11 protein-coding genes are annotated in these 12396 nt (G+C 47.9%); 10 read left to right on the top strand and 1 reads right to left on the bottom strand.

The annotated features are described in order from the left end of the window. The first annotated feature begins 48 nt into the window (after positions 1–48). From WC734_01475 to uppS, 7 genes are all read left to right on the top strand, one after another. Positions 49–324, top strand: a complete 276-nt coding sequence (locus tag WC734_01475; GenBank protein MFA6197811.1) for a metal-sensing transcriptional repressor — start codon at positions 49–51, stop codon at positions 322–324. 120 nt (positions 325–444) lie between these two features. After that, positions 445–1842 (top strand): sulfite exporter TauE/SafE family protein, encoded by a 1398-nt coding sequence (locus tag WC734_01470; protein ID MFA6197810.1) that lies wholly within the window; start codon positions 445–447, stop codon positions 1840–1842. 27 nt (positions 1843–1869) lie between these two features. Then, on the top strand, positions 1870–4119 hold the full coding sequence (locus WC734_01465; GenBank protein MFA6197809.1) for a heavy metal translocating P-type ATPase: 2250 nt from the start codon (positions 1870–1872) through the stop codon (positions 4117–4119). Between the two features lie 818 nt (positions 4120–4937). Next, entirely contained in the window at positions 4938–5777 is an 840-nt protein-coding gene (locus WC734_01460; protein MFA6197808.1) for a thermonuclease family protein, read from the top strand. A gap of 64 nt (positions 5778–5841) precedes the next feature. Further along, entirely contained in the window at positions 5842–6681 is an 840-nt protein-coding gene (locus tag WC734_01455) for a hypothetical protein (protein ID MFA6197807.1), read from the top strand. Continuing rightward, positions 6678–7766 carry a polyprenyl synthetase family protein gene (locus tag WC734_01450; protein MFA6197806.1) on the top strand — a complete coding sequence of 363 codons (1089 nt, stop codon included), beginning with the start codon at positions 6678–6680 and terminating at the stop codon, positions 7764–7766. The genes WC734_01455 and WC734_01450 overlap by 4 nt, the downstream gene beginning before the upstream one ends. Before the next feature lie 51 nt (positions 7767–7817). Beyond that, positions 7818–8519, top strand: coding sequence for a polyprenyl diphosphate synthase (gene uppS / locus WC734_01445; GenBank protein MFA6197805.1), 702 nt, complete (start codon positions 7818–7820; stop codon positions 8517–8519). Positions 8520–8690: 171 nt separating this feature from the next. Here uppS and WC734_01440 read toward each other — a convergent pair whose 3' ends face one another. Beyond that, a complete protein-coding gene (locus tag WC734_01440; GenBank protein ID MFA6197804.1) occupies positions 8691–9257 on the bottom strand; it encodes a hypothetical protein in 567 nt (188 codons plus the stop codon). 264 nt (positions 9258–9521) lie between these two features. On the opposite strand from WC734_01440, the gene WC734_01435 reads away from it, so the two are divergent. The 3 genes from WC734_01435 (at position 9522) to WC734_01425 (ending at position 12394) form a co-directional block, all read left to right on the top strand. After that, positions 9522–9998, top strand: coding sequence for a hypothetical protein (locus WC734_01435; protein MFA6197803.1), 477 nt, complete (start codon positions 9522–9524; stop codon positions 9996–9998). A gap of 118 nt (positions 9999–10116) precedes the next feature. Then, positions 10117–11394 carry a replication-associated recombination protein A gene (locus WC734_01430; protein ID MFA6197802.1) on the top strand — a complete coding sequence of 426 codons (1278 nt, stop codon included), beginning with the start codon at positions 10117–10119 and terminating at the stop codon, positions 11392–11394. A gap of 202 nt (positions 11395–11596) precedes the next feature. Then, entirely contained in the window at positions 11597–12394 is a 798-nt protein-coding gene (locus WC734_01425) for a hypothetical protein (protein MFA6197801.1), read from the top strand. The last annotated feature ends 2 nt before the right edge of the window (positions 12395–12396 follow it).

Raw genomic sequence — 12396 nt, 5'->3', positions numbered from 1 at the left:
TAAATTAATTCTACACTCTCAATTCTAAATTCTTAATTGGCCTCGTCTATGACTCCAGAACACAAGAAAAAAGCCCTATTGAACTTCAAAAAAACCCAAAGCTTACTGGGTAAGATTATTGAAATGCTGGAAAGCGGTGAGTATTGCGTCAATGTAATGCAGCAGAATTTAGCCGCCATCGGATTGCTGAAGTCAGCCCATCAAACATTAATGGCTGGGCATCTTAATTCCTGTTTTAAATCCGCTGTTTGCTCAAATAACAGTAAAAAACAACAGGCAATGATTGATGAGATATTAACTGTGACCAATTTATTAAACAAATAATATTAGTTACAAGTTACAAATGACAAGTTACAAAAACGAAGAAGGATAGAATATCTTGAATCATCATTTTATAATTCTACATTCTAAATTCTTAATTCTAAATTTCATCATATGGCTAGTATGAAACGATATCGGGTCAAGGGAATGCATTGTAATTCGTGTGAGATCCTGATAGAACGAAAAATAATCAAGTTCAAAGGTGTTAAAGACGTAAACGCCTACACCGACAAAGGAGTGGTCGAAATAGAATACGACCAGCAGTGCCCTAACTTAGCCACTCTAAATGAAGCCGTTAAAGAACACGGCTACTCGATCAGCGAAATTAATGGCGACACTCGTCAAATTGATGACGAAAGTGTTGCCAAACTAAGTCCGATAAAGGTCGGCTTGATTTCGTTACTGGTTATTATTGGTTTTGTATTACTTTATCGATCCGGTATCAGTTCGGTCTTGACGGTCAATTCCGCGACGGCACTGCCGGCTTTCTTTGTTTTCGGACTATTGGCGGGCTTATCCAGCTGTGCGGCCTTGGTGGGTGGGATCGTATTGTCAATGTCAAAACAATGGATAGAATTATATGGCGCCAACGCGACCACACAACAAAAACTTCAACCCCATTGGATGTTTAATGCTGGTCGGATTGTTTCGTATGCGGTGCTGGGCGGATTACTGGGTTTAATCGGTAGTGCGTTGAAGCCTTCGGTTGGCTTGACAACTCTACTAACCATCATTGTGGCCTTCTTTATGATCGCGCTGGCATTACAGATGTTGGGGGTGCGATCGTTTCAAAAATTTCAAATTAAATTACCGAAGTTTATTACGCGGCGGATTGCCGATGAAACTAGATTTCAAGGCAAGCACATGCCATTTATCATGGGAGCCTTAACCTTCTTTTTGCCGTGCGGTTTTACGGTTACGGCACAGAGCTTGGCGTTATTGTCAGGCAGTCCGTGGCGTGGCGGGTTGATCATGTTATTTTTTGTGCTTGGTACTCTGCCGGTGCTCATGGGGATAGGATTTTCCAGCGTCAAGTTAACTCGCTATCGCAGTAGTTCCGGCTTGTTTCTACGAGTAGCGGGTGTTATCGTATTATTTTTTGCACTATTTAATATTAATTCACAGTTCAATCTGTTGGGTTGGCCCACATTGGGTGATCTGATACCGAACCAAACCACTGCCAGCAGTGCCGGATCCGAAACGGTAACGGATAATTCAGATCTGCCCCCGATCGTGAACGGTAAGCAAGTCGTTAAAATGAATGCCAGTGCTTATGGTTATAAGCCAAACAATCTTAAGATTCGAGCCGGCATACCGGTGCGCTGGGAAATTACCGATACGGGCACCAATGGGTGCGCTGGCGCCATAATCGCGCGTAGTTTTTTCTCAGATGTCATTCAGCTAACACCCGGAACCACAACCACCAAGGAATTTACCCCAACCAAAGCCGGCACGTATAAATTTAGCTGTACGATGGGCATGTATACGGGCGTCTTCGAGGTAGTTGATGCGGCCACCTAGATTACGATCAATTAATATCACGCACCGATGGAAAAAGTCATACTCCAAATTAAAGGCATGCACTGTGCTTCCTGCGCGGCTAATATTGAGCACGCCCTGAAAGATATGCCGGGTGTAAAATCTGTGAATGTAAATTATGCTAACGAAAAGGCATATATCGAACACGATCCGAAAATGGCACCCATTCACGCATTGCATCAGGCGATTAAATCCGCCGGATATGACATAGTTGAAACTGGACCAATGGCAGGCATGGAACATGCAGATGATGAACACGCGTCGCACGCCAAGATTCAACCGGATGAAAAAAATACCATGAGGCGCCGATTTTGGCTGGTCTTAATATTTGGATTGCCGGTGGTTTATTTGGCTATGTCGGAAATGATTGGCATCGAAAACCCAGCTGTGATTGTGAAGTATATGTTATTGATTCAGTTGCTTTGCGCGACAGTGGTGATTGGGGTGTCTATATTCCTGTGGCGTTCGGGTGCGCGCAGTCTCTGGCGCCGCCGGCCAAATATGGACTCATTGATTTTTATCGGAACTGCCACGGCATATTTTTACAGTCTGATTGTTACGATTCAGGCTTGGTTACGCGGAAGTCTGGAAACGGGCATGGTTTACTATGAGAGTGCCGTATTTATATTGATATTTATTATGTTGGGTAAATATTTGGAAGCGATTACCAAGGGCCGTACCAGCCAGGCCATGCGCCAATTGATTAGTCTGCAAGCTACCGAGGCCACGCTGGTGCGCGATGGGTCCGAATATCGGGTGCCAGTCGCAAAATTAACGGTCGGTGACACAATCAGAGTCAAACCGGGTGAAAAAATCCCGGTTGACGGTAAAATTGAGACGGGCTACTCCGGTGTTGATGAGCAGGCGATTACGGGGGAAAGCTTACCGGTTGAAAAACGAGAAGGCGATAGCGTGATCGGAGGAACCATGAATGGCACTGGTTCATTTACATATCGGGCGACCAAGGTAGGCGAGGGAACGATGTTGGCTCAGATAATCAAAATTGTTGAACAGGCCATGGGTTCGAAGGCACCGATTCAGCGTTTAGCCGATACGGCGGCTTACTATTTCGTACCTGCAGTGATACTTATCGCTTTAGTAACGCTAGTCGTTTGGTTGCTGGCTGGTAACGATTTTACAATGGCCTTAACCGCTTTTGTTTCGGTGTTAATAATTGCTTGTCCGTGCGCTCTGGGGTTAGCAACACCCACTGCGATAATGGTCGGTACGGGTTTAGCCGCTAAGCGGGGAATACTGATAAAGAATGGCCAAGCGCTGGAACAGGCCGGCCGAGTGACCACGGTTGTGTTTGATAAAACCGGCACATTAACCAAGGGTCGCCCCGAGTTAATAAACATTACTTCGCTTGATTCAAATCTTGATGAGATGAAATTATTACAGCTGGCGGCATCAGTTGAGCAGCACTCGGAACACCCGCTGGCAGCAGCAGTGCTAAGTAGGGCGACAAAAGATAAATTGATACTGGCACTGGCGACAGAATTCAATTCCATACCGGGGAAGGGGATTATGGCGATGGTCGACGGCCATCGGATGATTATTGGCACCAGATTGATGATGGAAGATCAGCAGATTGCATTCGCGGAGTCGGCTCTTTCAATGGCGGCCAAATGGGAGACGATGGGCCAGACAGTTATGTTTGTCGGAATCAATGGACAGATGGCTGGGATAATTAGTTTAGCCGACACAGTCAAAGATGAAGCCAGCGAAGCGATTCGTCAGCTTAAAGACCAGGGTAAAAAAACCATAATGATTACAGGTGACAATGAACGGGTGGGTCAAGCCATTGCGCAGCAGCTGGGTATTGACCAAGTTGTAGCCCAAGTATTGCCTCATGAAAAATCACAACGCGTAAAAGAAATGCAGGATAGCGGCGAGATTGTCGCCATGGTGGGTGATGGGATAAATGATGCGCCAGCGTTAGTGCAGGCTAATCTGGGCATTGTCATGCGATCCGGTACCGACATTGCCATGGAAACCGGAGACATAATTCTGATGCATAATGATACGCGCGACGTTATCGCAGCGATGGAGCTTAGCCGATTTACCGTTAGCAAGATAAAGCAGAATTTATTCTGGGCGTTTATATACAATATAATCGGTATACCAATTGCGGCTGGAGTGTTATACGGTTTGACGGGGTGGTTGCTGAGCCCGGCAATCGCCGCCGCCGCCATGGCGGGTTCGTCCGTTAGTGTGGTTACCAACTCACTATTGATGAAGCGCACCTCATTACGGTAATAGATTAACTATCACTCTATCATCTCGCAATTATTCTAATATTAGCACTAATCACTATATTTCATTGTAATACCTGACGCATGTGCTACAATGTTTGCAACCAAGGAATTGACTAGGCAGATAGGGATTTAGGTACGAAGTAAAAAAAGAGACAGACAAAAATCGCTCTGTCAAAATACCCTCTTAATATCGTGTGCCACTGTCGGTGAGCACCGTTTTTCATAGAACACTGTTCGAGCCGTTGAAGGGAGGTGAGTGAATTTGTTGCCAGAAGAGTCTGATCTTGGTATTGCCTTGGCGGCAGTGTACCGGCTATTGCGCCTCAAGCTCACGGTTGAAAAGTACGAAAAGCCACGGCGCACGACATGTCTTGGGTGCGGACGCCCGATTTTGCCAGATCAGAAAACCGTCGTGGTCTATTCCGGCCTTGATTGGTATGGGCGCTTCTGTCGAGCGGCATGTTGTCAGAGTCGTTTTATCCGATTCATCCGAGAGCTCGAGTTAACGACTGTGTTTATGGCTAAACCGACACGATCGATCGCAGAGGAGGGGGTTGTTACATCTGTATTGCCAGAACAATCCGTCATGTTCAGGGATTGACTAGGATGAAAGGCGGATCGCATCATGACTTGGCTGGCTGCAGCGGGTACACGGATCAGTGTGTACTCTTATGTCCGACGCCTATTGGGTCGGACTTTTATTTTCTGAATAGGCTTCACAGATATAAGCATCACCTGTAAAATATAATTATTGAACACGCGACATCCGGTTTACTATTTGCGTTTGAAGATTATCTGTTATGCATATTATCCAGCAAAATGAAAATAAAACGACGGTTTAGAATTTGTAAGGACCACAAATCGCAACCGGACAATTGGCCGGTAGTATTAATCGGCTTGATTATGGCCAGTTTAGCCATATACGGAGTTTTAACGGGCAGGTATGTGAATAATGAATCGGTGGTCGAAAGTGTGGTCGTACCAAATGCGCTACCCGAGATAAGTCAGCCCGAGGATGGATATACTACATATCAAGTGGCTCGTGTAATCGATGGTGACACAATCGAATTAACCAGCGGGGAAACGGTTCGATATATTGGCATGGACACTCCCGAACTCGCCAGCGGAAACCAACCGGACGATTGTTACGCTCGAGAAGCCACGCAGGCCAATAGCCAGCTGGTGCTGGGGCAAGCGGTGACTCTTAGCCGAGATGAGCGCGATGTGGATAGATTCGGCCGATGGTTGCGATATGTCTATGTTGATGATGTCTTGATCAATCGCGAGCTGGTGGTAAGTGGGTACGCACGAGCTTTTGCCGTGCCGCCAGATACTCGATATCAAGATGTGTTTGATGAAGCCGAACTTCAAGCCAAAGCGCGTCAGGTTGGGCTATGGTCAGCCTGCAACAAATCAACATTACAAAATTGGAATACCAACTCTACCACCAATCAGGCTGAATCAAACGAAGCATTGTCTTTATTGCGCCGGAGTAACGGCCAGGAATGTATCTGCGAGGAGAATCTGTTGGACTGCCACGACTTGTCTGGCCAGGCTGAAGCTCAACAGCTTTATGACTGTTGTTGGCGAGTCACCGGTCGGGATATCTACGCGTTGGATGGTAATGGCAATAGCCAAGCGTGTGAAAACATACCTTGATATATTAGAATTGTCGAATCTTAAGGGATGACGTATAGTATAAGTAGCCAATTACCCCAAGACTATGAATATCAAAAAAGCCACCGGAGAATATCAGCCATTCGAGCAAGCCAAGTTGCGTGAATCACTTATGCGCACGGGTACGCCGGATCAATTTGCCAAAGACGTCATCAAGCAAGCCGAAAAGCAGGAGAAAAGCCTGCGTACCACGGATAAGTTGTTTGATTTCACCCAGCAAATGTTGATCAAGCGCGATAAAAAAGCCGCGATGCGTTATCGTCTAAAACGGGGCATGTTCGATCTTGGTCCCACCGGGTTTCCATTTGAAAAGTATGTCGCGCGGTTGCTTCGTGATAAAGGCTACAATACCCAAACGGGCATATATGTCCGGGGGTTTTGCGTCTCGCACGAAGTTGATATTCTAGCCGAAAAAAATAAAGAAATTCGACTATTTGAATGCAAGTATCACCTGAGAAAAGGCTCACGTTCCAATATCAAAGTAGCGCTATATGTCAAAGCTAGGTTTGAGGACATTGCCAAGGGGTACCAAGAGGACAATAATGCGAATCGTATGGCACCCAAGAAAAATATTAAAGGCGCTTATCTGGTTACGAATACCAAATGTACTAGCGAAGCAATAAAATTCGCCCAGTGCGCTGGACTGGGTATTATTAGTTGGCGCTATCCATTCAATCAGGGACTGGAATCGATGATCGAATCCAGCGGTCTGTATCCGATTACCGTCTTACTGTCCATCAATTCGATTATCAAACGGCGGCTGTTGAGTTTAGGCGTGGTTACCGTTCAGGATATATTGTCGTTCGGATATTGGGACCGGATACCGCGGCACGAGCAGCGATTCATCGGTCGGTTACAGGAAGAAGCGCGAATTCTGCTGGCATGATTTCAACGACTAACTTCAAGAACAATCTGCTATTATTTCGCCGCGATATGGAACGGCGGATGCATTTGGTAATTGAGCAGGAAAAGCGTCTAGCCAGACAAGTAGACCCGACGGCAGTTGACCTGGTTCAACGCTTGGAAGAGTTCGCGCTCCGGCTGGGCAGTAAGCGTCTGCGCGGCTATTTGGTAAAAATCGGTTATGAAGCGATTAGTGGTCGTATGGCGCCCGCCAGTGTGGCCAACGTGGCCGCGGCCGCTGAGTTGATGCACTCCTATATGTTGATCCATGACGATATTATTGATCAGGACAATGAACGGCGCGGTGGGCTGACTGTTCATGTCCAGTTGGCCAATTTATACCACAATTGGCACCATGGTGAGAGTTTAGCTATTCTCTGTGGTAACATTACGGGTTCATTGGCCGATGAATGTATTGCCACGGCAGACATCTCGGCGGAAAAAAAGATTGAGATCTGGCGGGCTTTTCAGGCCATCAATCGTCGGACAAATTACGGTGAGGCACTTGACGTTGTCATGAGTCTTAGGAGGTCGGCTGACCTAAAGAAAGTGCTGCGTGTTCATTTGAATAAGACGGCTTATTATTCCGTCGAAGGGCCATTAAGAATTGGAGCGCTTTTGGCCGGTGCCAAACCCAGTCAATTAAAATCGATTCGCGATTTTGCTCTACCGTTGGGAGTAGGTTATCAATTGCAGGATGATTTAGCCGGCGTATTCGGACAACCGAAGCAAACGGGTAAACCAGATGACTCGGACATTAAAGAAGGCAAACTTACATTACTTTATTGCCACGCCTCTAAGTTTTTACCTCAAAACGAAAAACGTTGGTTTATGAAGCATTATGGACAACCTAAACTCAACCGAACCGATGTAATAAGAATTCGTAGCCTATTCATTGAGTACGGTGCACTAGCTGATTCCCTACGTCGGATAAACCTTTATCTGAAAAGGTCGCTCAAAATATTGGATCATGACCGGATGCTTTCATTGCGCGGCCATAGACTGCTGCGGGAGTTCGTGGCCGTGGTTACGGAAAGAAATCACCTGAACCTGGACAAAAAGCGCTAATGGATGTAGACTTCCGGTTGACTATTTCATTTTTGGAAAGTGTTTGTATCTATGAAAATAACCGCGCCTAATAATATACCACAGCATATTGCCATCATTCCTGATGGCAATCGGCGCTGGGCTAAATCAAAACATTTACCCTCGGTTTTTGGGCATAAAAAAAGTGTTGACCAGGCTGAAGATATTTGTTTGAGAGCCTTGGATCGTGGTGTCAAAGTGGTTACGATGTGGGGGTTCTCAACGAAGAACTGGCGCCGCCCCAAAACTGAAGTTAAATATCTGATGGGCTTGTTTGAGGACATATTTACTAATAAAGCCGAACGCTTGCACAAACACGGTGTTCGGATGCGCGTATCGGGTCGAATTGAGGAATTACCTGCTAAGCTTCGTTCGGCGATTCACAAAGCCGAGAAATTAACCGCTAAGAACAAACGCGGGACGCTGCACATCTGCCTAAACTATAGTGGCAAGGCGGAAATATTAGACATTGCTAAAAAGATAGCCGCTCAACACATCAAACCAAACGATATTACCGAACGGACAATCGAAAAACAACTTTACGTACCAGATCTGCCGCCGGTGGATATGATTATTCGGACGTCGGGCGAGTATCGTTTGTCGGGGTTTTTACCTTGGCAGGCCGAAGATGCCGAATATTTGTTTTTAGAAAAACATTGGCCGGCGTTCACGCCCGATGATATAGACAAGGCGATCGCTGAATATCAAAGACGGCAAAGGAGATTTGGGAAATAGGGGGGCAATTAAAAATTAATAATTTAGAATGTAGAATTAATGATGTTCTCGCGACGAGAACTTATTTATTCCACTAATACCTTTCCCTTGAAAAGGGGAGGAGATTTAATGAAAAAGAAAAGCCCTCGTTCGGTGGAACCGATTGAGGGTGTTGTCGTTGCGGAAACGGGGCTACTTGTCCGGCGGGGGTTCAACGACTACCCAGCAGGTGGCCACATCAGTCTCCGAATACGGGGTCACGATGCCGCTAGAGTTCAGCATCGTTAGATGGCCGTGCTCGGTACTGTTTACCCACATATTCATCATGCAGCTTATGCGGGTATCACGCAGAGATCCGACCGCTTTGATCAGACGCCGCAGTTCGTCAGCGTCCTGCGGCAATCTGACGCGGGATACAACCACATGTGTTGACTGGGCAACCTGCGCTAGGATGCCAGGTACGCCCTTAGCCGTGGCGTCGTAGCGCGAGCCGACACTGCCAGTGGCGTAGCCGGTGAAATTCCACCGGCCGGACTCGCGCCGTATCGGGTAGAGCTGGCAGTGCCAGATCCACCAAAGAGCATCCATGACCCACCTCGGCGCTCGATTGACGCGATTGATCCTGGGGGACCAGTACCTGATCCGAAGGTGATGGATAAATCTTTCGAGGCCTCGCTCGCTGTTGCCAACATTCTTCAGCACCAGATCTTCGAATTGATCCGGCGTTAGAAGATTCCCTCGTCCTGATGCACGAGGCATACGGGACCTCCTCTTGTCTGGGGCTGCCATGCGGAGCCGATCTTGGTTATAACAATCGCCCTGATATAAGGCGCCGAAATAGTAGCTTAACTATCGGACATTGTCAAGCGTAAGTTGTAATCAAATGGGCAAGGTATTGACAAAATCAGATTAATTTGATAAGCTGCGCGATTGAGTTGTCAGGTTCGTTCGTTGCAATGCCACGTAAGGTTTCGGAAACGCCGAGCTCTAACGGGGCACGCCATTCCAGAGGAGGGAAGTTCGATGTCCAGGCGCATGGGTACTGCCATGGTTGTCATGTTGGCGATTCTGATCGGGTTTCAGGTCGGCGACTTCTTCGCTGCCCCACAGTCGCTCGGCGGCTGGATCAAGACCGAGATCGGCATGAGACTGATACGGCTTGACGTCACCGAGGCCTACGTACGTGGTGGCTACGCCGACGTGCAGAAGCTGATCGCCAATCCGATCGTGAAGATGGGCGTCTACTACACGGTGACGATGGCCGATGTGAGTTCGTTCTCGGCCAATGAAGACTTTGCCGCGAAGGAGGTCTTTATCGAGGCGCATCACACGCCATTCGAAGCCAGTCTGGTCAGGGGGGTTTACTTCAGTACCCCCGATTCGGAACTGAGGGTGGATGCGAGTGGGCAGAGCCACGCCATCTCGGTCAATCAGAGTCTGCGAGCGTACGCGCCACCCATGGCTTCCGACTCGTTCTACATGAACAAGGTCCCCATCTGAACCGAGCTACCGGTTCTCGAACCTCCGATATTAGTCTGCATTTACGCGGGCGGATGTCGGAGGTGGTTTTATTTAAAGAGTGTTCGCTTTTCGTTTGGGTATGTGATATTATGCCAATATGACTGATTTATTCGACAACAAAATGGCTCAAGAGCTATCACGTGAGGCGCCTTTGGCCGATCGAATGCGTCCGCGTAATTTTGACGATTTTTTAGGACAGGAAGAAATTGCCGGCGATGACAAAGCATTACGTCGAGCGATTGAGAACGACGAGCTGTTTTCGATGATCCTGTGGGGGCCGCCGGGCACAGGCAAGACAACCTTGGCGCGGATAATAGCCAACATGACCAAATCAGAGTTTGTCCAAATCTCGGCGGTAACTTCGGGTGTGGCAGAGTTACGAGTAATAATTCGAAAGTCACAGGATTTACGGAAGTTCCATGGCAAGCGAACGATTCTATTTGTCGACGAAATCCATCGCTGGAACAAAGCCCAGCAGGATTCTTTTTTACCATACGTTGAGAACGGTACGATTGTATTAATCGGCGCCACCACCGAGAATCCATCGTTCGAGGTTATCAGCGCATTGTTGTCCCGCACCAGGGTATATGTTTTAAAACGTCTCGATCCTGAACACATCGGCAAGATATTGAAAAAAGCCCTGCAGGACAAAGAACGCGGTTTGGGCGGCTACAAGGTTAAAATTGGCAAAGTGGCGCTGGACATGATCGTTCGACTATCCAATGGCGACGCGCGCACGGCTCTGAACGCGATTGAGATCGCGGTGAAATCCGCCCGTCCCGATCAAAAAGGTTTCCGTCATATCGATAAAAAAGGCATTGAAGATTCGCTCCAACAAAGTTCGCTGCTGTACGATAAAAGCGGCGAAGAACACTACAATGTTATTTCGGCATTCATCAAATCAATGCGCGGCTCAAATGCCGACGGCGCGCTCTACTGGCTGGCCCGCATGCTAGAAGCGGGGGAAGATCCTAGATTCATCGCCCGTCGAATGGTGATACTAGCTTCGGAGGACATTGGCATGGCGGACCCGCGCGCCTTACTGATCGCTAATGCGGCTGCCCAGGCGGTAGAGTTTATTGGTCTGCCGGAAGCGCAGCTGAACCTCGCCGAAGCGACGGTCTATCTGGCGCTGGCACCGAAGTCCAACGCCGTTTACGCCGCTTTACTGGAGGCGCGCCGAGACGTCAAAGAAACTTTGAATGAACCCGTACCATCGCACTTACGAAATGCCGTAACGGACCTGATGAAGGAAATTGGTTATGGCGCGGGTTATAAGTACTCGCACGAATATACTCTGGAAGAGGGCAAGCAGGAGTATCTACCGGATAAGTTGAAAGATAAGAAGTATTTTACATTCAAGAAACAAGAGTAAGAAAATATCAAACGTAGTTGTCTGATCGCAACAACTGTTTGTTGGATGCCCACTGGGTAATTGTTATCCGAATGTTTTGTTTGTAACATGAGTTTACGTACAATTCTGACGCTATTGCTAACGATAAAAATAAAGCCTACAATAATGGGGCAGAATAAAGTATCTGCGTTTCAGGAGCCCTTTGATAGAAACGAGGTGGAACATGTCTTCGCGGAAAAATCGTGTCTGGGTCGGCGGCATCATCGGGCTGGTGGTGGGATTGATGTTTGCAGTCGTATTGCCTTTTGTGGAGTGGCACGATGACCAAGCAGACGCCCAGTTTCAGACTGCTGTTTTGCAGGCGATCCGGGGTTGCCATCTTCAGGAACAAGACTGTGAGATCGAAGTAGCGGCCGGAGGGGTACTGCGGAGTTGGTTCCAAAATACGCGCCCCCAGTCTGAAGAGGCATTGACGCAAGTCGTTGAAGCCGTGCGGAATCTCCCGTATCCGTCACAACTGCCGGATGTGCAACTGTCGGTAATGAGAGACCGCGATGCGAATGAGAATATCGCCGCACTTCGGAAACTGACCGGCTTGCCGACAGGAGAGATCTTTGCCGGCGTATACCTTCTCAAAACGACGGTGAAGAGTCCTGCCCATTCAGTGATCGATTACGATGGTATTCCAGCGACCCAAATGGCCAGGGCATATCTCGACCCGCTGAGTACCGTGCGTACACCAATGCCTCAGTTGCGATTCGGTTGGCTCAATCTGCTTCTGTTATGGACGATAGTCTCGTCGTGTGTGGTATTCTCGTATATCTCGTGGGATGGCTGTCGGTCTCAAGAAACCAGCCCGGCCTTCATCGACTGGACCTTGAGGCGCAAAATGGTCGGGGTGGCATCGACGCTGCCGGGTTCCGTGATTGTGTTCATCGTCTTTGCTCCGTACATCTTGTCGGACAAGATTCGCTCGTGCTGGAGAAAGCGTAGAGACCACCTACGGATCGTCCCCAAGTGAGT

It is taken from the genome of Patescibacteria group bacterium (genome assembly GCA_041661625.1).
Classification (GTDB): Bacteria; Patescibacteriota; Patescibacteriia; order JAHIZJ01; family JAHIZJ01; genus JBAZUB01.
Note: the sequence above shows the minus strand (reverse complement) of the source record. Positions and strands in the feature narration are given on the sequence as shown.